The sequence below is a fragment of the Nocardia sp. NPDC049190 genome, from assembly GCF_040648115.1.
Classification (GTDB): domain Bacteria; phylum Actinomycetota; class Actinomycetes; order Mycobacteriales; family Mycobacteriaceae; genus Nocardia.
This window is the reverse complement of the sequence record NZ_JBEZDE010000017.1, coordinates 99,921-125,615: the sequence shown is the minus strand read 5'-3', so window position 1 is coordinate 125,615 and position 25,695 is coordinate 99,921. Positions and strand designations below refer to the sequence as shown.

General features: G+C 68.4%; 17 protein-coding genes. 9 read left to right on the top strand and 8 right to left on the bottom strand.

Annotated elements, in window-relative coordinates; all coding sequences use genetic code 11:
• Positions 1-64 precede the first annotated feature (64 nt).
• Both AB0B25_RS17200 and AB0B25_RS17195 read left to right on the top strand, forming a co-directional pair.
• Complete coding sequence (locus AB0B25_RS17200) at positions 65-601, top strand: YdcF family protein (protein ID WP_357179947.1); 537 nt, start codon at positions 65-67, stop codon at positions 599-601.
• Between the two features lie 87 nt (positions 602-688).
• Complete coding sequence (locus AB0B25_RS17195) at positions 689-1,021, top strand: hypothetical protein (RefSeq protein WP_357179944.1); 333 nt, start codon at positions 689-691, stop codon at positions 1,019-1,021.
• A 93-nt stretch (positions 1,022-1,114) separates the two neighbouring features.
• Here AB0B25_RS17195 and AB0B25_RS17190 read toward each other — a convergent pair whose 3' ends face one another.
• Positions 1,115-4,153 (bottom strand): heterodisulfide reductase-related iron-sulfur binding cluster, encoded by a 3,039-nt coding sequence (locus AB0B25_RS17190; RefSeq protein ID WP_357179941.1) that lies wholly within the window; start codon positions 4,151-4,153, stop codon positions 1,115-1,117.
• A 482-nt stretch (positions 4,154-4,635) separates the two neighbouring features.
• Between AB0B25_RS17190 and AB0B25_RS17185 the strand changes: the two genes are divergently transcribed.
• Positions 4,636-5,367 (top strand): hypothetical protein, encoded by a 732-nt coding sequence (locus AB0B25_RS17185; protein WP_357179938.1) that lies wholly within the window; start codon positions 4,636-4,638, stop codon positions 5,365-5,367.
• A gap of 86 nt (positions 5,368-5,453) precedes the next feature.
• On the opposite strand, the gene AB0B25_RS17180 is transcribed toward AB0B25_RS17185, so the two are convergent.
• The 6 genes from AB0B25_RS17180 to AB0B25_RS17155 form a co-directional block, all read right to left on the bottom strand.
• The gene (locus tag AB0B25_RS17180) at positions 5,454-6,335 is read right to left on the bottom strand and encodes an NRDE family protein (RefSeq protein WP_357179936.1); all 882 of its coding nucleotides are present in this window, start codon (positions 6,333-6,335) and stop codon (positions 5,454-5,456) included.
• Between the two features lie 138 nt (positions 6,336-6,473).
• Positions 6,474-7,799 carry a S1 family peptidase gene (locus AB0B25_RS17175; RefSeq protein WP_357179933.1) on the bottom strand — a complete coding sequence of 442 codons (1,326 nt, stop codon included), beginning with the start codon at positions 7,797-7,799 and terminating at the stop codon, positions 6,474-6,476.
• 110 nt (positions 7,800-7,909) lie between these two features.
• Positions 7,910-9,268 carry a S1 family peptidase gene (locus AB0B25_RS17170; RefSeq protein ID WP_357179930.1) on the bottom strand — a complete coding sequence of 453 codons (1,359 nt, stop codon included), beginning with the start codon at positions 9,266-9,268 and terminating at the stop codon, positions 7,910-7,912.
• Between the two features lie 163 nt (positions 9,269-9,431).
• Positions 9,432-10,544 carry a hypothetical protein gene (locus AB0B25_RS17165; protein WP_357179928.1) on the bottom strand — a complete coding sequence of 371 codons (1,113 nt, stop codon included), beginning with the start codon at positions 10,542-10,544 and terminating at the stop codon, positions 9,432-9,434.
• A gap of 52 nt (positions 10,545-10,596) precedes the next feature.
• Complete coding sequence (locus AB0B25_RS17160) at positions 10,597-13,149, bottom strand: LuxR C-terminal-related transcriptional regulator (RefSeq protein WP_357179925.1); 2,553 nt, start codon at positions 13,147-13,149, stop codon at positions 10,597-10,599.
• A complete protein-coding gene (locus tag AB0B25_RS17155; RefSeq protein WP_357179922.1) occupies positions 13,142-14,917 on the bottom strand; it encodes an Hsp70 family protein in 1,776 nt (591 codons plus the stop codon). The genes AB0B25_RS17160 and AB0B25_RS17155 overlap by 8 nt, the downstream gene beginning before the upstream one ends.
• Before the next feature lie 295 nt (positions 14,918-15,212).
• Here AB0B25_RS17155 and AB0B25_RS17150 point away from each other — a divergent pair, with 295 nt between their 5' ends.
• From AB0B25_RS17150 to AB0B25_RS17135, 4 genes are all read left to right on the top strand, one after another.
• Complete coding sequence (locus AB0B25_RS17150; RefSeq protein WP_357179919.1) at positions 15,213-17,060, top strand: IniB N-terminal domain-containing protein; 1,848 nt, start codon at positions 15,213-15,215, stop codon at positions 17,058-17,060.
• A 32-nt stretch (positions 17,061-17,092) separates the two neighbouring features.
• Positions 17,093-18,955 carry a dynamin family protein gene (locus AB0B25_RS17145; RefSeq protein ID WP_357179916.1) on the top strand — a complete coding sequence of 621 codons (1,863 nt, stop codon included), beginning with the start codon at positions 17,093-17,095 and terminating at the stop codon, positions 18,953-18,955.
• Between the two features lie 50 nt (positions 18,956-19,005).
• Positions 19,006-20,511 carry a dynamin family protein gene (locus AB0B25_RS17140; RefSeq protein WP_357180005.1) on the top strand — a complete coding sequence of 502 codons (1,506 nt, stop codon included), beginning with the start codon at positions 19,006-19,008 and terminating at the stop codon, positions 20,509-20,511.
• A 349-nt stretch (positions 20,512-20,860) separates the two neighbouring features.
• Complete coding sequence (locus tag AB0B25_RS17135; protein ID WP_357179913.1) at positions 20,861-21,505, top strand: endonuclease; 645 nt, start codon at positions 20,861-20,863, stop codon at positions 21,503-21,505.
• Between the two features lie 19 nt (positions 21,506-21,524).
• Here the strand turns inward: AB0B25_RS17135 and AB0B25_RS17130 are convergent, their stop codons facing one another.
• Entirely contained in the window at positions 21,525-22,688 is a 1,164-nt protein-coding gene (locus AB0B25_RS17130) for a zinc-binding dehydrogenase (protein ID WP_357179910.1), read from the bottom strand.
• Between the two features lie 494 nt (positions 22,689-23,182).
• Between AB0B25_RS17130 and dnaK the strand changes: the two genes are divergently transcribed.
• Positions 23,183-25,030: a molecular chaperone DnaK gene (dnaK, locus tag AB0B25_RS17125; protein ID WP_357179907.1), complete on the top strand. Its 1,848-nt coding sequence runs from the start codon at positions 23,183-23,185 to the stop codon at positions 25,028-25,030.
• The gene (grpE, locus tag AB0B25_RS17120; RefSeq protein WP_357179904.1) at positions 25,027-25,680 is read left to right on the top strand and encodes a nucleotide exchange factor GrpE; all 654 of its coding nucleotides are present in this window, start codon (positions 25,027-25,029) and stop codon (positions 25,678-25,680) included. The genes dnaK and grpE overlap by 4 nt, the downstream gene beginning before the upstream one ends.
• The last annotated feature ends 15 nt before the right edge of the window (positions 25,681-25,695 follow it).

The window sequence follows — 25,695 nt, the reverse complement described above, 5'->3', positions numbered from 1 at the left end:
CACCGACAAAACGAAGGCGCTGAACTGGGCAGATTGATTCAGTAGCCTGGCTACCATCGGCGTGGTGCGACGTCATCGCTGGGCCTGGCCGCTACTCGGCGCCGTCTTCGTGGTCGCCGTCGTGGTCGTCGCGCTGTGGCCGGTCTACGTGCGCCCGCACACCGACGCGCCTGCCCCGGCTGATGCCATCCTCGTCCTCGGCGGGGCGCACGACGAGCGCGAACAACTCGGCCTGCGCCTCGCCCGCGCGGGGTACGCGCCGCGGGTGCTGTTCTCCGATCCATATGCGGGTAGCGCGCTGGTGAATCGGATCTGCCATGGCGGCTACAGCTTCGAGGTCACCTGCTTCGATCCTTCGCCGCGCACCACCCGTGGCGAGGGCCGCGAACTCACCCGCCTCGCCCACGCCAACCATTGGCGGCGTGTCATCGTCATCACCTTCACCCCGCATATCTCCCGCGCCAGGTACATACTCGAGAAGTGCTGGGACGGGCAACTTCTCTTCGTCGATCCCGAACCTCACCTCTCGATCCTGCGCTGGGGATACGACTACCTCTATCAATCGGCGGGGTATATGAAGGCATTCTTCGAGGACTGTTAGTCGGCGGTCTCAGCAGGCCATCGCGGGAGATCAGTTCGCGATGCATGCACTGCGCGGGTCCACGTCGGATCGAGCGCGCGGTGTCGGGTGCGAAAGTTCACCGTCGCTGGAGCGACGCGGTCGATCAGCCAGAACGCCGTCCAATTACACGGTGCGATGGGTACGACCGAGGAGTTGGCCAACGGTCACTACTTCCAGTGCCGCACGGTGTTCGAGCACGAACTCGGTTCCAGCGATGCGCATCTCGCGCCGTACGCGGCGCCGACCAGACCTCGAACCCACGTCGAGACGCGGTCGAAGGCGCTGCGTCAGGACGTCATCGTGCACGCGGGCCCGCAGGTGCCTGGGCGACCACAGCGCCATGCGGCAGCCGTCCAGGGAGATCGGCACCGGCCGCGTCATTACGGAGGTGGTGACTGACGAGAGGGACCACAGCAGACTTCCGGCCGCTGCGGCGGAACGAAAAGAGCCCGGGCCCTTGGGGACCGGGCTCGCTTCGCTATTACGCTCTGATCAGCTCTTTCGACCGGGCGCTTTGGCGCTGGACTTGAAGCCGAGGCCCCCCGGCTTGGCGGCAGGCGGCGCAGCCGGGGGTGCGTTGTTGCCATCGGTGGTCTGCTCCGGCTCGGCCGGTGTCGCTGCGGGCGCCACCTCGGTCGCAGCTGGTTCGGCCGCAGCTGGTTCGGCCGCAGCAGTGGGCGTGGCGGCACCGGGCGCCTTGGACCCGGGGCGTTTGAAGCCGGACTTCATGGCCAGCCCTTTCGCGGGCACCGTCGGCTTGGTCTCCGTCGCAGCGTCGGTCGTTTCGGTAGCCGGTGGCTGTGCAGTCGCTGTCGCGTCGGCAGGTGTGGTGGCAGTCGGAGCCTTCGCGCCGGGCGCCTTCGCGCCGCCCTTCATGCCCAGGCCCTTGACCGGCGGGGCAGCGGGAGATTCGGTGGTGGGCGCGGATTCGGCCGACTCGGCGGCTGCCGCCGGAGCTTTGGCGCCGGGCGCCTTCGCTGCGCCCTTCATGCCGAGTCCACCGGGTGCTTTGGCGGGGCCTTTCATGGCCAGGCCCTTGACGGGCGCCGCGGGTGCCGAGGTGGTCTCGGTTGCGGTGGTTTCGGTGGTGGGGGTCTTGGCGCCGGGTGCTTTGGCGGCGCCCTTCATGCCGAGTCCACCGGGTGCTTTGGCGGCGCCCTTTATCGCCAGACCGCCGCCGACCGGCGCCGTTTCGGCAGGTGCAGGGGTCTCCGCGATCGGGGCGGGTTCCGGTGCGGGCTCGGGCTCCGCTGCGGGGGCCTTCGGTTGCTGGACAACGGTCAGGTTGTCGGTCAGCGTGGCGGGCTCGACGCGCGCGATGGCGTCCAGCATCAGCTGGGCTACGTCGACGACCTCGACGCCCGCACCCTCACCTTTCTCCTGCCGTGCGGTGACGCCGTCGGTGAGCATGACGCGGCAGAACGGGCAGCCGGTCGCGATCTTCCCTGCGGCGCCGTCTGCGGAAGGGGTCGCGGACCCGGCGAGGGTGCTCAATCCCTCGTCCACCCGGTCGATATTGATGCGCTTACCGAGTTGCTCTTCCATCCACATGCGCGCACCCCCGGCGCCGCAGCACATGGACCGTTCCGCGTGCCGCGGCATCTCGACCAGGTTCGAGCCGGACGCGGCCATCAGTTCACGCGGTGCGTTGTAGACCTTGTTGTGTCTGCCCAGGTAGCACGGGTCGTGGTAGGTGACGTTCTGCGACACCGAGGCCACCGGAATCAGCTGCTTCTGGCGCACGAGCCGGTTGAGCAGCTGGGTGTGGTGCACGACCTCGTAGTTACCGCCTACCTGCGGATACTCGTTGTTGAGCGCGTTGAAGCAGTGCGCACAGGTGACGACGATCTTCTTCTTGCGGTCCTCGATCCCCTCGAACACCGAGTCGAATAGGGCGATGTTCTGCTGCGCCAACTGCTGGAACAGGAACTCGTTGCCGGCACGGCGGGCGGAGTCGCCGGTGCAGGTCTCCTCGGCGCCGAGCACCATGAACTTCACCCCCGCGGTGGCGAGCAGTTCGGCGACCGCCTTGGTGGTCTTCTTCGCACGGTCCTCATAAGCACCCGCGCAGCCGACCCAGAACAGGTAGTCGTAGCCGTCGAAACTGTCGGCATCCCGCCCGAAAACCGGGATCTGGAAGTCGAGTTCGTTGATCCAGTTCAGCCGGTCCTTGGCGTTCTGACCCCACGGGTTGCCCTTGTTCTCCAGGTTCTTGAACAGACCCGCGAGTTCGGACGGGAATTCCGACTCGATCAGCACCTGGTAGCGACGCATGTCGATGATGTGGTCGACGTGTTCGATGTCCACCGGGCACTGTTCGACGCACGCGCCACAGGTGGTGCAGCTCCACAGCACTTCGGGATCGATGATGCCGTGCACGTCCTCGCCGCCGACCAGCGGACGCTCGGCCTCGGCCGTCGCGGCCTCGGAGATCTTGCCCAGCGCGGCCTCGTTCGGGTTGCCCTCGGCGTCGACCAGTCCGATCTCGTCGCCGCCCATGTCTTTGCGGCCGCCGGCCAGGAGGTAGGGCGCTTTGGCGTAGCCGTGATCGCGCAGCGACATGATCAGCAGCTTCGGTGACAGCGGTTTGCCGGTGTTCCAGGCCGGGCACTGCGACTGGCAGCGCCCGCACTCGGTGCAGGTGGTGAAGTCCAGCCAGCCCTTCCAGGAGAAGTCCTCGATCCGGCCCGCGCCGAAGGTGTCGGTGTCCGGGTCGGCGGTCTCCATGTCGACCGGCTTGCCCTTCGACATCATCGGCTTGGCCGCGCCGAGCGCGACGTCGCCGTCGGCCTCGCGCTTGAAGTAGATGTTCGGGAACGCCGAGAACCGGTGCCACGCAACACCCCAGGTGACCTTGCGGCCGACCAGGTACAGGAACAGCATGCCGGACATCAGCTTGATGAACGCGAACAGTCCCACGAGGGTCGGGCTCGCCGGCAGGAGTTCGGCCAGCCTCATGGTGAAGAAGTCGGTGGCCGCGTCGGAGTGGCCGTAGGACGCGATCTTGCCCGCTTTGACGAAGATCATGCCGAGACCCTCGATCAGTACGATGGCCTCGATCACGTAGGCGGGGCCGAACTGCGAGCCGCTGAATCGCGACAGCCGCTCGGGCAGTCGTGGATGATTCAGCTGACGTAGCACGATCAGCGTGGTGATACCGAGCACCGTGCCGATGCCGAGGATCTCGTCCCACAGGTGATAGATCGCCGAGTTGCCGATGATCGGCCAGTGGAACGCGGGATCGAACGTCTGTCCGTATGCCTCGAACCACATTATGGCGCCGCCGAGGAAACCGATCATCACGAGCCAGTGCGCCCACCCTACGGTGCGGAATTTGTTCATCCGGGTGTGCGCGAGGAACTCCACGAGCATCTGCTTGAAGCGCGGGAAGAACGGCCGCCAGCGGTCCGGCGCGGGCTGTCCGACCATGATGGCGCGGACGATGTTCCGGACGCCGCCGATGAACGACGCCCAACACAGGAGGCTGAGCGTCGCCCCAATCGTGCCCAGCGTCACTGTCAGGGCATTCATGTCGCGACCTTTCTTTAGCGGGCAACACGAGGCGGGACGGTTCTGGCGCCGCCCCGGATGGCTCGTATCCTAACTTGCAGTAAGTTACCCGTCGGTAATAACTGCCATCCATCGTAGGTTCGGCATTCGGGCAATAACCCCACATGCTGGGCCTCGACTCGTAATTTACTCGTGATTAATGTCACATTCGGTTTCCCTCGTTCTTGGTGTTCGCTAGTGCAATCGGCACCGTAAACGCCGCGGGATACCTGGCAAGCTGAGAGATAGCTGACAATCGGCACGCACCAGCTCGGTCCTCATGCCTGATAAGGGATCTCGCTTAAAACGCAGCCTTCTATTAGGCTCACGACGTTCTGTCTGCCGTGCCTGTTTGCACACCGCTCGGGGAGGATCTGGAGCCGACCACCCGGATTTGATGGAAAGAGCTCTCGCGTGGGTAGACCCGCTGGTAGACGACGACCTGATGATGGATTGGAAATTTAATGAAACTCCGCAGAACAACCGCGGCCGCCGCGATGGTCATCGGCGCGATGACCATCGGTCTGGGCACCGCACATGCCGACGAGCCGGCGCCTGCAGCTGATCAGGCCATCCGGTACTCGGTCAAGCTGGTGGACAAGACCGTCGTGACGACCCTCAAGGGTGGCACGTTCGAACTCGCGAAGTCCTCCGAGGACGTCAAGGACAACGACGTCTACAAGATCAAGGACGGGCAGGGCAACACGGTGCTGTCCCTCCCGATCGCCTTCAAGGTCGCCGAAACCGTCGTCCCGGTCAAGCCGGTTGTCAAGGACGACGACACGGTGCTCGAGCTGACCCCGGACCAGAGTGTCGCGGTCCCCAAGGACAAGCCGGTCAACACCGTCAACGTTGTCGCGCAGCCGATTGCCTCGCCGGTCGAGAACCAGCGTGCGCAGAACGAGTTCGCCAGCCAGTTCGGTATCGCCACCGCCGTCGGCGGTTTCCTCGGCACCGCCATCGGTGTCATCGCGGGCGGCGTTATCGGCTGCATCCTCGGCCTGCCGTTCCTGGGTGTCGGCTGCATCCCGGCCGCGATCGCGGGCGCGGGCATCGGTGGCATCCTCGGCACCGTGGCCGTCGGTGGCCCCGCGCTGGCTATCGCGGGTATGGATCTGATCAACACCCTGCAGGCGCCGGACGGCACCACGAAGTGGTCGGAAGCGAACTACTCGACGCCGGTCGCGCCGAAGTAAGTCGCTCGAACACCCTCGCTCGATCAGCACGCGGCCCGCTCTTCTCGAAGAGCGGGCCGCGTGCCGTTTATCCGGGTGGGGCGAAGCTATGCGGGCAGGTCGAGCGTGCCGTGGAAGGACACTTCGCCGATCTCGCGGCCGAGCCTGCCGAAGGAGCGTTCGGCCATCGAGAACGTCCCGTTCTCACGCACGAGCAGTACCGTGCTGGCCCTGGTGCCGTGCCGGGTGTGTCCGATGAACCCGGCGGACAACGTCCGCTCCACTTCGTGGGGAACTCCGGTGTGCGGCAGGCGGTCGTCCGGCGCCTCGGTGCGGTCGGCGAGTACCGCGAAATAGCGCTCCACCGCATCGGGATGGGACCGCGTGAGCCGTCGCAGTTCGGTCAAGCCCGCGCGCACTTTAGGCCAGATGGGCTGCGGCGCGGTCGGCTCCTGGTCTCCGGTCGGACTCGCGGAGGTGACGAAAGTGCCGTTGGACAGTCCATGGAAGCCGGGAGTGAGCTTCCTGGACTCGGCGGCGCGGTTGGAATGCCACCACAGCGTCTCCAGGTCGGAGACCACTAGGTTGTATCCGTTGTAGTGGTCGGGCGCGGCTGCGACGTCGAGCAGGTGCTGCTCCGGTCCGAGCGAGGTATCGGACGGGTGGCGCTCGGAGACGCCGCGCAGGAAGTCCAGCAGCAGCGCACCACGGGAACGGGTGTCGGCGCGGTCGTCGCTCGGGCTCCATACGTTCGTCACCGCGGCGAATCGGTGGCGTCCCGGCGACTGTGTGGTGAGCCCGAGCCAGCTGCCGGGAAGATCGCCCTCGGCCCGGCGCTCGGCTCCGATGTCGCGCCCGGCGAGCAACCCGGGAACCTCCGGCCACCAGCGCATGGGCTCCGTCGGCCGGGTGTAGAACTCGTCGCGGTTGGCCGCCACGATCAGCCGGTAATCCGGATGCGCGCGCCAGCCGATCAACACCAAACACATGCCGTCAGCATGCCGCAACGGCGCGAGGTCACACGCCGCGTTCCACCCGCCAGGGGCTACGCAAGGGCAGTGAAAAGGGGGCATAGACGCCGAGAAGGCCGACAGCGCGATGCTGCCGGCCTTCCCCGTGTCCTCTGGTCAGTTGGTGCGGACGCGCAGTCCCGGGTTGTCGGAGAGCACCACGTGCACCGGCTGCGCGAACAGCTGCGGCACATTGCCGGTGAGCGCGCCGATCAGGTTCGGGATCTCACAGATCGGGTAGTCGGCCACCGACGAGGCGCTGGAGATACCGAGCGCGAGTCGGCCGGTCACGATCGGGCCGCCACTGTCGCCGGGCAGCGCGCAGATGTTGGCGGAGAAGCTCTGGGTGAGCTCCCGTTCGCCGACCTGCACGGTCTGGTCGACCGCGTTCACCACGCCGCAGCTGAAGCCCGTTCGTGCACCGGACTTGCAGACCGGAGCGCCGACCACCGGGGTCGCCACGCCGTCGACAGCGATCGGGGCCGCGCCGGGCGCCCGCACGCCGTTGTTGGCGAAGCGATCCTTGGCCTGGTCGCTGATCCGCACGATCGAGTAGTCCTGCTCGCCGAGGACGGACTTCTGGAACACGCCCAGTTGCGCGCCGAGCCGGTCGCCGTTCAATTCGTAAACGCCTGCCGCGTTGCCGCCGCCCGCCGACGAGATATCCGGGTTGCAGTGCCCCGCGGTGATGTTCACCGTGTTGCCGTTGCGGTCGGTGCCGTTGAAGCCGAGCGAGCAGCGCAGCGAACTGCGTCCGGCGACCGAGGCGAATCCGTCGCCGCCCGCGAGGGCGCCGCGAGCCTCACCGGCGATGTCGCTGGCCTGCAGGACGCCTTCCTCGCCGGCGACCGGCGGGGTCATCACGATGACCCGTGCCGGGTCGATGAAGTTCGGCATCGGCAAGCCGGCCTGGTCGACCCGCACCGCGATGGAGTTGTTGACGGTGTCGATCACCGCACCCCGCACCATCGACCGCACCGCCTCGGGCTGGCCATCCAGCCACCGCTCGAACGCGGTCTTCTCGCCACGCAGGGCGGCCTCGCTCTTGGCCACGTTGCGCACTTCGAAGCCAGCCGATTCCGCGGCCTTCCTCGCCTCGTCCGCGCCGGGGCCCTGGGCCAGCGCCACGACTGCCTTGCCCGCGTCGTTGAGCCAGGAGCCGGCGAACACGGTCGGATACTGCCGCTGCGCGGTGGTGGCGAAGGCGCCTACCTGCTGCGCCAGATCCGCACGGTGCAGGTACTCGTCGGGCGAGATCTTCAGATCGCGGGCCACCGCTGCCACCAATTCGGCGGGCAGGCTGGGTGCCGGGTCGGGTTCCGCCGTCGCTACTGCTGCCGTGGGGCCGAACAGCAGGATCGCCGCCGAGGCGGCGATCACTGTTCTTCGGAGTCCGGTCTGTCGCGCAGCCGATCGGGTGGGACCTATACGTGGCAGAAGCATGACCAGACTATATGGGCTCGAGCGCGGTATGCCTACTCATGTCGGGAACCCGGTCGCTCGATAGCCGGTCGACCGGCGATCTGTGCGACGACGCATTCCCACGGCGCAGCTCACCCGGCGTTCGGTCGGGTACGCACGGTGATGCCGCTGCCGACCCCGCCACCGGAGGAAGCGTCGATATCGGACAGAATCGAACGGATCGGAATGCCGAGCGTGGCGGTACCGCCGTACTGCGCGAGCGCGACGTTGGCCTCATTGCAGTTCGGTGCGTCCGCGGCGTTGGAACCGCTGGTGATGCCGAGCGCCAAGGTGCCGGACACGATCGCCCCGCCGCTGTCGCCGCCGAGCGTGCACGCCGAGCTCGCGAACCCGCGCACGGTCTTGCTCTCGCCCTCCGAGGTGAACAGCTGGGTCTCCACCCGGTCGGCCACGACGAAACCACAGGTGAAGGTCGATGACTGGCCGGACTTGCAGATCGGGGCGCCGGTGATCGGCTCGGCGGTGCCGGTGATAGCGAGTGTGGTGCCGTTCGCGCCGCGTACCAAGGGCTGATCCATGCCGGCGTTGACCGCGCGCTCGTTGAGCTTGATGACCGAGTAGTCCAACGCGGTCGGCCCGCCGAGCGACGCCCGCACGAAGGTGCCCAGCTCGGGGCTGGCCGGGATGTCTTTGACGTTCGGCAGGTAGACGGTGGCCTCCTGGCTGCCCTTGCCCAGGTTGGGGTCGCAATGGCCCGCGCTGATGTTCAGCGCGTTGCCTGCCGCGTCGACGCTGTTGAAACCGAACGAGCAGACGTCGACGCCGCGCAGCGAGGCGTCGTGCAGCGAGATCGGAGCGCTGATATAGGTGTCCCCGCCCATCGGCCGCCGCTCGATCGGGCCGCCGCCGTTCGGCGACAGGATGACCTTGATATTCGCGAGCAGAGTCGGCAGGTTGAGCATGTGGCCCGCCGGGGTGTTGGCGACGCTGAGCACCACCTGGCTGCTCAGGAAGTCGATGGCGACGGAGTTGATCGACTGCGAGATCTCCCGCGGCAAGCCGGTGACCCACTGGTTGAGCTGCGCCAGCGAGTTGTCCAAGCTGTCCGCCGACACCGGGGCGAGCCTGGTCTGATACCCGTCGGCGGCCGCGATCTTGGCGGCATCCATCGAGGTGACCGCGACGACGGGCTTGCCGTCCGCGCTGATGTAGGCGCCCGCGTAGGAATCCGGCCGCTCCGAACGGAACTCGCGCGCGTAGGTCCGCAGCTGCTGGGCGCGCGCCGCACGGTCCAGGTATTCCGTCGGGGTCATCTTCAGATCACGTGCGATGGCCTGCACCAGTTCCGGTGGCAGATTGTCGGCGCCGAGTTGGGCGGGGGCTTCGGGCACCGCCGAGGCGGCCGTCGTACCGAACAAGGGAGCCAGGAGAACAGTCGAAGCGATGGCGACAGCTTTGACCGCGGCGCGACGCGCCACCAACTTGCGCATGAAGTCCCTTCGTCGGCACGCAGGTGCCAGCTAAATCCGTGGCCACAGGCGGAATCCGTTGGCACACGCCATCGTCGGAGCAAAGACCGCTGCCGGAAGATTTGTCCGACAACATCGGTCAGCCGATCACTCTAGGGCACAAACCCGGGAAGAGCGCTACTAATCACCGAGTGCCCGGTATTCCGAGTCCGGGGATGGTCGGAATCTCCGGCAGCGGTTGGAACGGATACGGATAGGTCGTGGTCGTCCGGGTCGTGGAGCGGCGGGTTGTGGTACTCGGCGTGGTGGTCGGCGGTGTCGTGGTGGTCGATGGCGCCGGTGGCGGAGTGGTCGTCTCCGGTGGCGTGGTCTCGGTGATCGGTTCGGGCACCTCGGGTGCCGGCGTGGTGGTGACGACAGTGGGGAACTCGACCGGCGGGGCGGGTGGCGTCGAGCTCACCGACACCTGCTCGGGCTTTGCGTCGGGGAGCGGCGGCACCGGTGTCTTGCCGCTGTCACGGAACAACGCGGCGACGACGACGCCGCCGAATACCAATCCGACCAGTGCCGCCACGGCGATCAGTAGGGGCGTGCGGCTGCGGTCCGGCGCGGGAGCGACTGTCTGCGTGGCCTTTTCGGAGGTGGTCGGCTCGACCGCCGGGATCGACTCGCCGATAGGGATGGCCGCCGAGTAGGCCTGCGCCTCCACCGCGGGCACCGCCGGCATGACGATGGTGTCCAGAGTCGAGTTCTCGGCGGTCGCGGGGTCCGGCGGAGTACTGCCCGCAGGTGTGGCCAGCACGGCCGCCAGTGCCGCGCGCGCCGCGTCGTAGGCGAACGAGGGTTTGGCGTGCGCGCCGGCCTCGACGCTGGGCAGGTCGCCCTCACTGACCAGAAGCACCGAGCGGAGACCGAGGTAGTCCAATGCGTCGCGCAACGCAAGCACGTGCTCGGCCGGCCAGTGCGTCGGATGCGTCGCGTAGAACTCGGCCGGACCGTTGAGATGCTCGGCGGTCGCGTTGATCAGACAGAACAGAGCGGTCGCGACCAGATCCTCGGCGCGATACGCCTCGCCGTCGTCGACCGAGATACCCGCGGGGTCGCCGACGGCGGGGACGAATCCGGTGATCGAGTGCGAGAGCCCCTCGGGTGCGGGGCCGCCGAGTTCGGCGTCACCGTCGTCGGACAGATGCAGAACCGATTCGCGGACGATGTACTGCGGCTCCTCGTCGCCGTCGGTGACGATTGCCGCCGTGCACTCGTCCGCGGCGATATGTAGGCCCACCCCAGTGGCCATCCTCAGTACCTCGCCCTCGCTTCGGCGTTCCCGCTGACGGAACCGCACCTGATCAGACCAGCAGCGAGCCGTGTCCCATGGCGCGGAGCATCGACAATAACTCCGACCGGGATCGAGCACCGATTCGGCGTCGGATGCGGGCGACGTGGTGCTCGACCGTCTTGGCGGAAATGTACAGGCGGGCGCCGATCTCCCGATAAGTGAGTCCGAGCAGCACCAGTTCGGCCACTTCGTGTTCACGATCGCTGAGGATCGCGGCTGTTGCCTGCACAGCGAGCGCCGGGGTGGCGTCCACCCCCGCGCGTGCCGCTACGGGTGTGGGCCTGACCTGCGGTTCTTGCGGACGGGCGTCGGCGCGGACCATGCGTGCCAGTTTGAGCAGTGTGGTCGCGGTCGCCGAGTCGGGAGCGGCGAGCGCGGCCTCACTGGCCAGCCGGGCTCCGTCCCAGATCATGCCGATCTCGGTCAGCGCGGCGACAGCAGCATGGACCGGCGCGGCGTCGACCTGACCGCGCAGCACGAGTACCCAGGTGCGGCCCGCGTCCGCCAATACCGCGGCGTGCCGGTCCCCCGCCTCGGCCGCCGCTTTCAGCACGTGCGCGTGCGGCAGCAACTCGTCGGGTCGCTCCTTGGCGATCGCGGCCTGCACGCCGTACCAGTGCAGGGCGTTGGCCCAGGCCGGTGGCTCGCCCAGGCGACGAAGCAGCGCCGACATGGCGTCCACCAGCGGCATGACGCGGCCCGCGTCGCGCAGCCGAATGCCGGCCAGCCATAGCTCGCCGATCGGCAGCACCGACAGCAAATCGGCTTGCACGTCGTCGAACAGCGGGTACGCCGCCTGCCATGCACGGGTCAGCGCGGTGTGGTCGCCGCTGCGTCGGGCGAGGCCGACCGCGACGCCGTGCGCGAGCAGCCGGTCCCGGATATCGAGTGAGTCGTGGTCCAGTGCGGCCACCGTGGCCGCTGCGGCACGCTCGTCACCGCCGAGCATCGCAGTCCATGCCGACAGCACTTCGAGCTGATGGCAGCGCAGTCCACTGGCGGTGGCCCGGCGCAACGCGTCCGCGGCCCGGCGTGGCTCACCACTGCCGAGCGAAAGCAGCGTGCCGATCGAGGCCGCCGTGCACGGCAGGAAGCGATCGACGCCGGCATCCGCATGCGCTGCCTGGACGAGCGCCGAGACCGCTGGAGCCGTGCTGTTTCGGTGTCCCGAGAGCGAGTCCGCCAGTGCGGTCGCGATCAGTCGGGCATGCGCGTTCGCCTCGGTGGGTGGCCATTGCGCCGCCGAGGTGGACAGTTCCGCGGCGCCGGTCGCATCGCCCGCCAGCGACAACACGGTGGCGCCGACCGCCCAATCCGGGCCGACGCGGTGCGCGCCGAGCCAGGAGTACAGCTGCGCCGCACGGCCGACCAGGCCACGGCGGGTCAGTACCGCCGCGCAGATCCGCACGGCGGTGGCGAGGTCCGCGCCGGTGCTACCCGGACGCGCCAGCATCGGCTCGGCCAGACGCATGGCCGTCTCGCCGTCGCCGGTGCGCGCCGCCGCCTCGGCCCAGCGCAACGCGATCAGATCGGGTTCGGCGCCCGACGACGCCGCGGCGGCGTAGTAGCGGACCGCGTCGCGACCGGCCTTCGCTGCCGCGGCGACGAGGAACTCGGCCAGACGCGGGTCGCGAACGCCGGATTCGGCGAGTTGGAGGGCGGTGTGGTCACGAAGCAGGCCCGCGTCCATCCTGGCGCCGAGCAGTCTGCGCTGGACCGCGACGAACCTGCGGTCGCCGAGCAGCGTGCGCAGTGGGCCGACCGCGGGTTCGAGCAGCAGGTCGGCATCGGTCACCAACGCGCTCGCCCTGGCCCGGTCGATGAGAGCCTGTGCGGTCGGCTGATCGACATCGAGTATCTCGGTGAGCTCGCTGGAATCGAGCCCGGTCCCGGTGGTGGCGACGACGAGGGTCTCGAGCAGGTCGGGTTCGAGATCGTCCAGCAGTGCACGAGCCCACGCGACGACGGCGGTGTCGACGATGCCGATGCCCGCATCCAGCCGAGCCGAGCAGGCGGCCCGCAGCGCCGCGACCACGCCGCCGCGGATACCCGCGGTTTGCCGGTGGATGTGCTGTGCGATCGGGCGCGGCACCATCATGCCGAGTTCCCTGGCGAAAGGCGCCATATCCGCGACGCCGAGCGGACGCAGATCGACCACCCGGCCGCGGCGGGACGCGGTGTCGGCGAGTATCCGCAACCGGGGGTCGTGCGGGCGCGGCTGCATCGCGACGATCACCGTGCGGCGACCGGATTCGATGGTGGCGCAGAGGTATTCGAGGTCGAGACGGCCGAGTGTGTGCGCGTTGTCGATGATCAGGGCCGAGCGTGTGGCGGCGTCGGTCGCCACGCGGGGTGCGGTCGTGTGCTGCGTCTGCGGCGCGTTGTCGTCCTGCAGCGGGATGCCGTTGGCGCGCAGCCGGGAGCGAATCTCCGCGAGCAGGGTGGACTTTCCGGTCTGTGCACGGCCGCGGATGAGGTAGACGACCGGTTGCTGATCAGCGGAGTCCAGCTCCCGAAAGATCTCGCGCGCGCACGGCAGGGTATCGAGGGCGGTTTCAGCCACCGGAGCCTCCGAGAATGGTGCCGGGAAGGTGCAGCACGCTGTCGACCGCGTCGCCGACGCCGTCGAGGGTGTCGTTCAAGACACCGGTGGGCACGCTCGGTGCGGGACGCTGCGGTGGTGGTGTGGGCTGGGGAGTGGGACTCGGCGCGGGAGACGGCGCCGGAGACGGTTGCGGTTGTGGTGGTGGGGCGGGCTGCGACGCAGCGGGTTCCGCGGGCGTGGGCGAGCCGGGGGCCTGCTCACTGTGCACTACGGAGACCGTGGGAGCCTGGGCAGCGGATGAGGGCGCGGTTGTCGGCAGCGCGTCGGCTCTGGGCCGAGTGACGGACGAGGTCGGGTCCGTTGCCGCGATGTCTGCCAGAGACGCCTCACCCGGCCCTGCCGCGGTCGGCGCCGCGATCCCGGAGCTGGACCGCTCGGTCGAGGCGGGATGGTTCGAGCTGGATTGGATACCGGTGCCGACCGCGACCGTGCCGGTGGTCAGCAGACCGATGGCGACCGCGGCACCCGCGATGATGGCGGCACGTCGCTTGCCGGTACGCCAACGGCGACTTGCCAAGCGATCGTGGGGCAAGGAGGGAAGTTTCGGCGCAGCAAGCGCGTAGGGCGGTGGCGACGTCCCGATCGCGGCGGTCGGTGTGGCGAGGGGGACATGGTCGGCGTCGCTGATCCGAAGGTCGGCTGTGCGTAAATCGGTGGCGAGCAACGCGGCGCCCCGCGCGGCAGTGTGCCCCGGCTCGGCCGCCGCCAGTACGGGCAGGCCGAACTCGGCCGAGATCATCTCCGCGACCAGGGGAATCGCGCCACCGCCGCCGGTGAGCAGGACGCGGCTGATGTCGCCGATATCGAGCCCGGCCCGGTGCACCGCTTCGCGGATCGAATCGACCGCGTTCAACAGCGGCCCGCGCAGCAGGTCTTCCAGTTCGTCGCGCACCAGCCGCACGGTGCCTCCGTGCGGATCGGTCGGGTCCAGTCGCACCGGTACGACCGTCGCGGTATTGATCGAAAGGTCTTCTTTGGCCTTTCTGCAGTGTTCGCGCAAAGCCGCTAAGTCGCGCTCCACCGTCGGGTCGAATGGATCGAAATCATTGGCGAGTATCGCGTTTGCCAGGACATAACGCATGGTCAGCAGATCGAATTCTGCTCCAGCGATGTCGGTGGATCGCAACGGCGCACCGAGCAGTCCGGCGTGATCACCGGTGCGTACCACCGAGACGGTCGATCCGGACGCGCCGAGGTCGTAGACCACCACCGCGCCGGCACCGAACGGGCCGTGCGTGCCGTCGAACCAGCGGGCGGCGGCGGTCGGCTCCGGGACCAGCGTCACCTCGCCCAGCCCCGCGTGTTCCAAGGCGGCCCGCTGGATGTCCACGGTGTGGCGCGACCACCACGCGGGATGGCAGGCGACGATGATCGGCGGGACGGATCGTCCGGTGTCCGAGGTGCTCTCGTCGATCAGACATTCGATCGTGGCGGCGACCAAGTCGGCCGCGGAATGCGCCGAACCGTCCTCCGCGAGCATATCCACCGGGTCGCCCACCCTGGCGAGGAAGCCCTCTACCAGCACCTCGCTGGAATGGCGACCGGTGCCGTGGGCGCGCGTCCCGAAGGTGGGCGTCGCGTCGAGGGACAGTCGCAACACGCTCGGGTGCGTGCGCACGGTACCGCCGCCGACGGGATCGGTGCCGTCGTCACTCTCTCCCGCTGCCGCAACGGCGACCGAATTCGATGCCCCTACAGTGATGCCGAGCGCCAGGCGCTGTGTCATTCGAGAACCCCGTTCGAAGAACTGTCTGGTCCGGTGTCGCTGTCGTGTAGTCCGATCGTGCGCAGGGCAGTGTGGTCACGCCGACGCAACCGTTCTGTCGGTTGCTCGCCGACCGCCGTTACGGCGCGGGAAGATTTCGGGCAATTCCCCTAATCGCGCAACTGCCCCTATCGAGTGTCCTAGCCCGGTTCTAGGGGTTTGCCCCGTTCCGGAGTAACACGGCGTGTCTCTAGCGTGAAATTCATTCCAACAGTTGCGGACCATGGCGGTCCGCCGAATCTCAGGAGAGGTTCTCATGACACCCAACGCGATTCTGGAATTCATCCTGGATCTGCTGCGCAGCCCCGAGGCGGTGATCGGTTATTGCGCGAACCCGACCCAGGCACTGGCCGTGGCCGGCCTGACCGCGGTGACCCCTGAGGACATCGCGGCCTTCGCCCCGATGGTCGCAGAGTCGGCGCTGGTCACGGGTGGTTCCCAGCTGCAGGCGATCGTGGCGGCCGGTGCGCAGGCAGGTGCGGGCGCGGCAGTGAGCGCGGCGGGCACGGTGGGCGCGGCCGCCGCAGCGGGCGCCGGACTGGATCTGGGCGCGGATCTCGGGGTGGATGTGGGCGCCGGTCTAGGTGTTGATCTCGGCACTGGTCTGAACACCGCGATCGAGACCGGCCTGCAGGTCGGCGCCGATCTGGGCGCTGGGCTGGCCGGGGGCCTCGACGCCGTGGTGAATGCCGGGGCGGACCTGTCCGCCGCCGTGGGTGGCCTGCTCGGCACAGGCGCCGAGGTGATCACGGGTATCGGCGCGGATGCCGACCTGTCCACGGGTTTGTCGGGCGCGGTGAATCCCGTAACCGGGCTCGGGGCGGGTCTGGCTACCGACATCGACGGCGCGCTCGGCGTCGGTGCGGAGATTGGTGCGGCACTGTCGGCCGGCATCGAGAGTGCGGTGGATACCGCGGCGGAGGTGACCACAGGTCTCGGCGTGAGCCTGCAGGGCGTCGTGGATACCGCAGCGGGTCTGACGGCGGGGTTGAGCGGGGCGGTGGAATCCGCGGTTGGTGTGACCGGTGGTCTCGACGTGTCACCGGGAGGAACCGGGCTCGAAACAGGCCTGCAGACCGGTCTCGGCGTCGTGCTCGATGCCGCCGACCATGCGGTGGCTGGACTGACCAGCGGAATCGACGGTGCAGGATCAGGTTCGGGCGGGTTGACCACCGGGCTCGGTGCCGCTGTTTCCGCCGCGGTCGGTGGGGCGGCAACTGTGGGCGGACAGACGGTGGGCCTGGAGACCGATCTCGCGACCGGTCTCGGCGCGGCCCTCGGCACGGGAGCGGAGCTCGGCGGCGGACTGTCCACCGGCGTGGTCGACATGCTGAGCACCGGAGCGCAGATCGGCACCGGCTTGGAGACCGGACTCGGTGCGGGTGCTGACGTAGGAACAGGCTTGTCCAGCGGACTCGGTGCGGAACTGTCGGCCGGTGTGGACGGTGTGGTGCAGGCCGGGCTCGGCGTCGAGACAGCCGCCGGACTCGGTACCGACCTGTCGGCGGGGTTCGCCGGGGGCGCCCAGGCGGGTGCCGGACTCGGATCCGGTCCGACCACGGGGTTGGATGGCGCGATCGGTGCGGGCACCGATCTCATGACCGGTTTGGCGACGGGCCTGTCATCGACCGTCGAAAATGCTGGCACCGGTGGGGAAACCGGCCTCGGCGCTGCGGGCCAGGGCGGTGCCGGGCTGTCGGGTGGCCTCGAAGGTGCGGCGACACAGCTGGAATCGAGCGTGGACGGCGGTATCAGCGGCGGCGTCGACACCGGTCTGCACGCGCCGACCAGTTCGGCGAATAGCCTGTTCGCCAGCGTCGGCGGTGGACCGAGTCCGATGATCGGCGGCGCGGCGGACCCGGCCGGGGGATTGGGCGGCTCGCCGGGCGACCCCGCCGTCGATACCGGCGCCGGTCTCGGCGGCAGTATCGGATCGACCGCACACACTTGGTCGGCATTGGACGTGTCGAGTGCCTTCGGTTCTGGTCTGGACAGCACCGCGGGTGCGCGGACCGACTCGGGCTTGTTCACCGATACCCACACTGACGCCGATCTGCCCGGGTCGGCAGACGCCGGCCTGACCGGCGACGCGTTCCTGCACTAGACACCGAGCTACGGAGAGAGGTCGACACCGCGATGGGAATGCCCGCGCCGAACGTCATGTCACCGGCGATGCCGCTGCTGTCGGTACTCGGTGAAACCATCGCGGCGGCGCGCGCCGCGGGTCGAAGCGATCTGGTCGGCCGCCTCGAAGTGGCGGCCGATCGGGTCCGCGACCCGCGCAGGCGCATCGTCGTCGCCGGCCGAATCGGCGATGGCAAGAGCTGTTTCGTCAATGCTCTGCTGAACCTCGACATCTGCCCGGTCGGCGACGACGCCACCACGACGATTCCGACGCTGCTCGCACACGGCCCCGAGCCGAGGGCGGAGCTGGTACTCACGGGGCATGGTGACGTCAGCGGCGGGCAAACCAAGGTCTCGGTGCCGATCGGCGAGATCGCCACGATCGACGCGCGGTCTCCGCTCGCGCGCGGACTGCGGGTCGTGCGCCTGGAGGTCCAGGTCCCGAACGCACTGCTGGCGGACGGCATCGTGCTGATCGACACCCCTGGGGTCGGCGGACACGCGAATTCCTATGCCACGAATCTGCTCGGCCTGGTGCCCACGGCCGACGCGGTGCTGGTGCTGTCGGATGCGTCCACCGAAATCACCGAGCCCGAGTTGTCGTTCCTGCGGCAGGTGCGGGAGCTGTGTCCCACGGTCGCGCTACTGCTCACCAAGACCGACCTGTACCCGCACTGGCGCCAGGTGCGCGACGCCGATCGGGCCCATCTCGCACGGGCCGGTCTGGACGTGCCCATGATCGCCGTCTCGTCGGTGCTTCGCACCCATGCGTTGCGGTTGCAGGACCAGCGGCTCGGCATCGAATCGGGTTTCGGCACGCTGTATCAATTCTTGCGTGACCAGGTCGTCGCGCGTGACGAACTAGCCACGCGCGCCGAGGTGGCGCGGGACATCCGGTCCGCGGCAGAACATCTGGCACTGGCACTGGGCAGTGAACTGGTCGCTGTGCGCGACCCGGCGCAGGGGGCCGCGGCCGTTCGCGAGTTGCAGTCCGCGCGTGCGGCGGCCGAGGAACTGCACCGCCGCACCGCGGCATGGCAGCAGACCCTCGCCGATGGCATCACCGACCTGGCCGCAGATGTGGAACACGATCTGCGCACCCGGTTGCGCACCATCGCACGCACCACCGAGGAGTGGATCGCCGAGCACGATCCCGGCAGGCATTGGGACCGGATCGCCGAACACCTCACCGGCGCCATCGACACCGCGCTCGGCGACAATCTGTTGTGGACGCACGCGCGGGCATGTCAGGTCGCCGAGCGGGTCGCGGAGCATTTTTCCGAGGTCGGCGCGGTCGACCTGCCGGATGTGCGGTCCGGATCGCCGGCCGATATCGGCCGCGCCGACTCCGTGACGCTGGCCGACCTGGAACCCGACATCGGATTCGGCAGTAAGCTGCTGGTCGGAATGCGCGGCTCCTATGGCGGTGTGCTCATGGTCGGCCTCGCCAGCACGTTCGCCGGACTCGCGATGCTCAACCCGATCTCGATCGGCGCGGGAGTGCTGGTGGGCAGCAAGGCCTTCCGTGACGACAAGCAGGCCAGGCTGGCCAAGCGTCGCAACGAGGCGAAGGCGGCGGTGCGGAGGTTCGTCGACGATGTGGCGTTTCAGGCGGGCAAGGAGTCGAAGGACCGGTTGCACCGCATCCACCGCGCGCTGCGCGACCACTACGCGGGCGTCGCCGAGCGGAGTCTGCGCTCGATCGACGACTCGCTGCGCGCCGCGCAAGAGGCTGCGACGATGGCCACCAGTCGACGGGCCGAGCGCGCCGCGCTACTCGAACAGCAACTGCGCGTAGTCGCCGAGCTGCGCGGACATGCCGAGGTCAGATCGGCCGCTGTGCCGAACGGACACGCCGATACGGTGGCCCCGTGAAGCGGGACGGTGCGGCGGTGCCGGGAATCGTCGCCGAGGCGCGTCAGCTGGTGGGTGCGGCGCGTGCGGCGCTGGTGAGCGAGGCGCGGCCGCGGGCGCTGTTGGCCGACTGCGCTCGTCGATTGGACCAGCCGCTGCGGGTCGCGTTGGCCGGCTCACTCAAGGCGGGCAAGTCGACTTTGCTGAATTCCCTGGTCGGACAGGACATCGCCCCCACCGACGCGACCGAATGCACCAAGGTTGTCACCTGGTATCGGTACGGGTCGACACCCAGCGTCACCGCGCATGCCGACGACGGCGCCCGGGCGCATGTGGTGGTCCGGCGCGGCGGCGGAACGCACGGGCTGAGTTTCGACCTGGCCCGGCTGAACTGGGACGCGCCCACCCCGCGCGAGGTCGATCACCTGGAGGTCGAGTGGCCCGCGGCGGCGCTCGCGCACACGACGATCATCGATACACCGGGTACGTCGTCGCTGTCGCGCGAGGTGTCGCGGCGCACCGCGCGGCTGTTGACGCCGGCGCACGACGAGCAGCGTCGAGAACACCAGGGAGAAATCGCCATTCCGGGCGCCGATGCCGTCGTGTACCTGCTGCGCCGGCTGGACGATGCGGACGTGCGCTTCTTGGCGCGGATCGGTACGGGAACCGCCGCGGCCCAGGGATCGTCGAATTCGCCGGCGCCGCTCGGTGTCGTCGGCGTGGTGTCGCGGGCCGATGAAATCGGTGCGGGGCGGATCGACGCGCTGCACTCCGCGCGCGATGTCGCGGCACGTTTCGCCGGGGAACTCGAGCGAACCGGGCTGTGCCAAGCCGTGATTCCGGTCGCCGGACTACTCGCGTTCGCCGCCGCCACGCTGCGTCAGCAGGAGTTCGCGGCGTTCGAGGCCCTGGCCGGGATTCCCGTCGATGAGCTGAGCGCGGCGCCGCTATCGGCGGACCGGTTCGCGCGCGCGGACGTCTCGCTTCCGGTGCCGCCGCAACTGCGGGCGCAGTTGTCGGAGCGATTCGGCTTGTTCGGCATTCGGATGGCGGTCACCCTGATCCGGCTCGGCGTGCGCGATTCGGTCGGGCTCGCCGCCGAATTGACCAAGCGCAGCGGTGTCGACGAGCTGCGCTCGGTGCTGGACGTCCAGTTCGGTCAACGCGCCGACCAGCTCAAAGCGCACTCCGCGTTGAGCGCGCTGGCCAGGGTGCTCATCGCCTACCCTGGCACCGAAGCCGACGGTCTGCTACCCCGGGTGCGCACTCTGCTCGCCGACGTCCACGGCTTCGCCGAGCTGCGTCTGCTCGGTCGGTTGCGCACCGACGAATTGGCGCTGCCCGCAGCCGATCTCGGTGAGCTGCACCGTCTCATCGGCGGCGTCGGCATCGCCCCCCACCTGCGCCTCGGCCTCTCTGTCGACGCGACGCCCACGCAACTGCGCGCCCAGGCGGTCGCCGCCGTCCGCACTTGGCGCGCCCGCGCCCGCCATCCCCTCGCCGACCAATTCACCGCCACCGCCTGCCTCACCGCGGCCCGCAGCGCGGAGGGAACGCTGAGCCTGCTGCCCGAGTAGACGAGTGGTTCTGCTCGAACAAGCGACCGCGCCGGCCGACACTGCCGTGAGCCGCAAGCAACGCGGATGATCTGCGCGGCTGATGTTCGCGCGCCGGCATTCATTCCGAGGCTGAATGCCGGTTGCTGGCGCTGGTGCTGGTGGATGGCACAACCTGGGGATTCGTCGACGCGGGCACGCACCCGCCGAGCGGTGTCGACCGAGTCGAGCCGGCCAGGCCGAGATGACCGCGGATCTCGCATCCGCTGATCGGCTGCATCGGCTGCTTCCGACTATAGGAAGCTTGCGCGCCGTTCGTGTATCGCTCGGCTTCCTGGGTACGCGAAAGGTGGACGAGAGGAGGTCACACATGAGTCAGCAGGATGTGGTGCACGCGTTGCTCGACCGTGCGGGCTGGGGATATGCGGAGCAAGCGGGCATCAAGCTCGGTGACAAGCCGGCTCCGCTGTTCCAGCTGCTCATGCTGGCCGAACTGCTGAGCACCCGAATTTCCGCCGATATCGCGGTCGCGGCCGCCCGGGAGCTGGTCGGCAGTGGCTACCGTACGCCGCAGCGCGTCGTCGACGCGGACTGGCAGGAATTGGTGGACGCGCTCGGCAGGGCGCACTATCGCCGCTACGACGAGAGCACCGCGACCCGGCTCGGCGCCAACGCCGCACGGGTAATCGACCGATACCACGGTGATCTGCGCGAACTCGGCGAGGAAGCGGGACACGACGCCAATCGCGCCGCCGACCTGCTGTGCGGGTTCCAGGGCATCGGGCCGACCGGAAGCGATATTTTCCTCCGGGAGGTCCAGGACGTCTGGATCTGGGTTCGGCCGCATTTCGACGAACGCGCCCTTCGCGGCGCCCGCCGGGTTCGGCTGCCGGACGACCCCGACCGGCTGGCCGATCTCGCGCCGCGCAACCACACCGCGGATCTCGCGGCGGCGCTGGTACGGGTGACCCTGGACGAGGAGATCGCTGAGGAAGTGCTCGCCGACGCGCGTTGACGCGCGGCCGAGTGGCATGTCAGACCGGGGTGACGGCGGAACTGCTCGGATCCACCAGGATTTTCGCGTGCCGCTCCGGATTGCCGAGCGCGGCGAACGCGTTGTCCACGCCCGCCAGTCCGACGGTGCCGGTGATCAGCGGGGTCGGATCGATCTTTCCATCGGCGAGCATGTGCAAGGTGTCGCGGAACTCGCCCGGGTCGTAACCGAATACGAATCGCAGTTCGATCTCCTTGTTGATCGCCATTGCGGGCTGGAAGCGATCGGCTTGCATGCACACACCGACCACGACCACGCGCGACAGCGGCGGAGCAGCGGAAATGATCTGCTCGATGATCCCGGGCACACCAACGCATTCGAAGACCACCGCCCCGGCGGGACTCGCGTTCAGTGTGTGCGCCAGCCGGAAGACGTACCACCACGGTAGGTTCGGCACGCGCCGCAGCCGGTTCATGGTGTCGAAACCGAGGTCGAGGATGTCGGTGACCTTGTTGATCCGGCCCGTTCTCGGCGCGGCGGTCCATGGCGCTTCGGTGGCCGGGTCGACCACGACGTCGGCGCCGCACGCGGTCGCGAGTTCCCTTCGCCGCGGGGAGAAGTCGCTGGCCACCACGGAGCGCACGCCCGCGGCCTTCAGCATGCTGATCACCGCGAGACCGATGGGGCCGCAGCCGATGACGAAGGCGGTCTGGCCTTTGCCGACCCGCCCCCTGCGTACGGCGTGCCAGGCTACTGCCATCGGCTCGGTCAGCGCGGCGTGTTCAGCGGACAACCCGTTCGGCACCGGCATGGCCATCGACTCCTGGACCACCACTTCCTCGGCGTACCCGCCGGGCGCCGCGCTCGACAAGCCGACCAGGTGCGGTTGCTTGCCGTGGCGCACGATCGGCAGGGCGACCACCGGGGTGCCCGCCTTCCATCGCTTGCGGCAGTCCGGCCCGTAATCGACTACCGTGCCACTGAATTCATGCCCGAGCACCACGCTCTGCTCCGCCCGCATGAAGTGGTCGTACCCCGTGGCCACGGCCAGTTCCGCCATGTCGTCGGCGTGCGTGCGCGCGTGCAGGTCGGAACCGCAGATACCGCAGCGGACCACGTCGATCAACACCTGACCGGGACCGGGAATCGGCCTCGGTAGTTCGATGACCTCGAATTCCGTGTCGGTGACGACGGTGGCCCGCATCGCGACTCCTCGGCTCGGCGGCGTACGGCGACCGACCTGATGCGGTCACTCTGTCGCAACCCTACTGCTCGGTAGTGGGGACGAGGCCGAAACGCAGGGCGGATGCTCGGGGCCGAAGCCTGGCGTCCATCCCGGGTCTCACCCGCTGGGTGCGGGTGGTCGGTTCCATCCCGACACGGGGTCGGCCGGTGCGACCGAGAACTACCCGGAGCCGTCGGAAATGATTCGTGCCGTCGGAAGTGATTCGTGCCGCCGGGAATGATTCGGGCCGGCCGTCCGTTGAGCTGTTCGACAACATTGAGCGCATTCGACTCAAGTTTCGGTTGACTCCCGCCACCTGGCGGGTGCAAGATTGAGCCGACCACGCTCAGCGTTGCTGGAGCCGTGCTCCGTGAGGTGCTCGAGGCGAGGTCTCACGGCACCCACCCTGTGCCGTAGGGCGGTAGTTCGCCGGCACCGAACACAAACAGGTACGTCAATTAGGAGGAACCACCATGGCTCGTGCGGTCGGAATCGACCTCGGGACCACGAACTCGGTCGTCGCCGTTCTGGAAGGTGGCGAGCCGGTCGTCGTGGCCAACTCGGAAGGATCGCGCACCACCCCGTCGATCGTCGCGTTCGCGAAGAACGGCGAGGTACTGGTCGGCCAGCCGGCCAAGAACCAGGCTGTCACCAACGTCGACCGCACCATCCGCTCGGTCAAGCGCCACATCGGTACCGACTGGACCGTGGAGATCGACAGCAAGAAGTACACGCCGCAGGAGATCAGCGCGCGCACGCTGATGAAGCTGAAGCGCGACGCCGAGTCCTACCTCGGTGAGGAGATCACCGACGCGGTCATCACCGTGCCCGCGTACTTCGAGGACGCCCAGCGTCAGGCCACCAAGGAAGCGGGCCAGATCGCGGGCCTGAACGTGCTGCGCATCGTCAACGAGCCCACGGCCGCCGCGCTCGCGTACGGCCTGGACAAGGGCGACAAGGAGCAGACCATCCTGGTCTTCGACCTCGGTGGCGGCACCTTCGACGTCTCGCTGCTGGAAATCGGCGAGGGCGTCGTCGAGGTCCGCGCCACCTCCGGCGACAACCACCTCGGTGGTGATGACTGGGACGAGCGGGTCGTGCAGTGGCTGGTGGACAAGTTCAAAGGCAGCTCGGGCATCGACCTGACCAAGGACAAGATGGCCATGCAGCGGCTGCGTGAGGCCGCCGAGAAGGCCAAGATCGAGCTGAGCTCCTCGCAGAGCACCTCGATCAACCTGCCCTACATCACAGTCGACGCGGACAAGAACCCGCTGTTCCTCGACGAGCAGCTGACCCGCGCCGAGTTCCAGAAGATCACCTCGGACCTGCTCGATCGCACCCGTGCGCCGTTCCAGTCCGTGATCAAGGACGCGGGCATCAAGGTGTCCGACATCGACCACGTCGTGCTCGTCGGCGGCTCCACCCGGATGCCCGCCGTGTCCGAACTGGTCAAGGAAATGACCGGTGGCAAGGAGCCCAACAAGGGCGTGAACCCGGATGAGGTCGTCGCCGTCGGCGCCGCCTTGCAGGCCGGTGTGCTCAAGGGCGAGGTCAAGGACGTCCTGCTGCTCGATGTGACGCCGCTGTCGCTGGGCATCGAGACCAAGGGCGGCGTGATGACCAAGCTCATCGAGCGCAACACCACCATCCCGACCAAGCGCTCGGAGACCTTCACCACGGCCGACGACAACCAGCCTTCGGTGCAGATCCAGGTGTTCCAGGGCGAGCGCGAGATCGCCTCGCACAACAAGCTGCTCGGCTCCTTCGAGCTGACCGGCATCCCGCCCGCCCCGCGCGGCGTCCCGCAGATCGAGGTCACCTTCGACATCGACGCCAACGGCATCGTGCACGTGACCGCGAAGGACAAGGGCACCGGCAAGGAGAACACGATCAAGATCCAGGACGGCTCCGGCCTGTCCAAGGAGGAGATCGACCGGATGGTGAAGGACGCCGAGGCGCACGCCGCTGAGGACAAGGCCCGCCGCGAGGAGGCCGAGACCCGCAATCAGGCCGAGTCGCTGGTGCACCAGACCGAGAAGTTCATCAAGGACAACGAGGACAAGGTCCCGGCGGAGGTCAAGTCCAAGGTCGAGGCGGCCATCGGCGAGGCGAACGCGGCTCTCGCGGGCACCGATATCGCCGCGGTCAAGGCGGCTGTCGAGAAACTGGCGACCGAGTCCCAGGCGCTCGGCCAGGCGATCTACGAAGCGTCCGCCGCGGATGCCGCGGCCTCGGGCAACGGCGCGGCGGGCGCCGAGTCCGATGACCAGGTCGTGGACGCCGAGGTCGTGGACGAGCCGGTCGACACGGAGAAGAAGTGACACAGGGCAACTCCGAACAGGAGCCGATCACCGTCGTCGACAACCGGAAGATCGACCCGGAAACCGGTGAGATCCGGGAACCGGTCGTGGCCGCGGACACCGCCGCGGCCGGGCCCGGCCCGGATCTGGGTAACGGTGTACAGACCGACACGCTCGCCGACACCATCGGCGGCGAGCTTGCCGAGCGCACCGCCGATCTGCAGCGGCTGACCGCGGAGTACGCCAACTACCGGCGCCGGGTCGAGCGCGACCGCAAGGCCGCCATCGACACCGCCAAGGCGTCTGTGGTCACCGAACTGCTCGGCGTGCTCGACGATCTGGACCGCGCACGGGCGCACGGCGATCTGGAGTCCGGACCGTTGAAGTCGGTGGCCGACAAGCTGGCGACCGCGCTGCAGAAACAGGGCCTCGAGGAATTCGGTTCGGAAGGCGAGCCTTTCGACCCGACCCTGCACGAGGCCGTGCAGCACGAGGGCTCCGGACATGACCCGGTGATCGGCATCGTCATGCGCAAGGGCTATCGGTTCGGCGACCGGGTGCTTCGGCACGCGCTCGTCGGGGTGACCGACGGCGTATCCGATCTGGCGGCGACCCCCGATCAGCCGTCGGAAGAGGCATCGGACATTGATGCCGACACGAGCGATCGATAAGAACGCGAGAGGAGG

Excerpts from the sequence above, each read along its gene's own strand:
- AB0B25_RS17185 (WP_357179938.1), top strand. The coding sequence starts at position 4,636 with ATGAAACTCCGCAGAACAACCGCGGCCGCCGCGATGGTCATCGGCGCG.
- AB0B25_RS17165 (WP_357179928.1), bottom strand. The coding sequence starts at position 10,544 with ATGGCCACTGGGGTGGGCCTACATATCGCCGCGGACGAGTGCACGGCG.
- AB0B25_RS17170 (WP_357179930.1), bottom strand. The coding sequence starts at position 9,268 with ATGCGCAAGTTGGTGGCGCGTCGCGCCGCGGTCAAAGCTGTCGCCATC.
- AB0B25_RS17175 (WP_357179933.1), bottom strand. The coding sequence starts at position 7,799 with ATGCTTCTGCCACGTATAGGTCCCACCCGATCGGCTGCGCGACAGACC.
- dnaK (WP_357179907.1), top strand. The coding sequence starts at position 23,183 with ATGGCTCGTGCGGTCGGAATCGACCTCGGGACCACGAACTCGGTCGTC.
- AB0B25_RS17155 (WP_357179922.1), bottom strand. The coding sequence starts at position 14,917 with ATGACACAGCGCCTGGCGCTCGGCATCACTGTAGGGGCATCGAATTCG.
- AB0B25_RS17150 (WP_357179919.1), top strand. The coding sequence starts at position 15,213 with ATGACACCCAACGCGATTCTGGAATTCATCCTGGATCTGCTGCGCAGC.
- AB0B25_RS17145 (WP_357179916.1), top strand. The coding sequence starts at position 17,093 with ATGGGAATGCCCGCGCCGAACGTCATGTCACCGGCGATGCCGCTGCTG.
- AB0B25_RS17190 (WP_357179941.1), bottom strand. The coding sequence starts at position 4,153 with ATGAATGCCCTGACAGTGACGCTGGGCACGATTGGGGCGACGCTCAGC.
- AB0B25_RS17180 (WP_357179936.1), bottom strand. The coding sequence starts at position 6,335 with ATGTGTTTGGTGTTGATCGGCTGGCGCGCGCATCCGGATTACCGGCTG.
- AB0B25_RS17130 (WP_357179910.1), bottom strand. The coding sequence starts at position 22,688 with ATGCGGGCCACCGTCGTCACCGACACGGAATTCGAGGTCATCGAACTA.
- AB0B25_RS17135 (WP_357179913.1), top strand. The coding sequence starts at position 20,861 with ATGAGTCAGCAGGATGTGGTGCACGCGTTGCTCGACCGTGCGGGCTGG.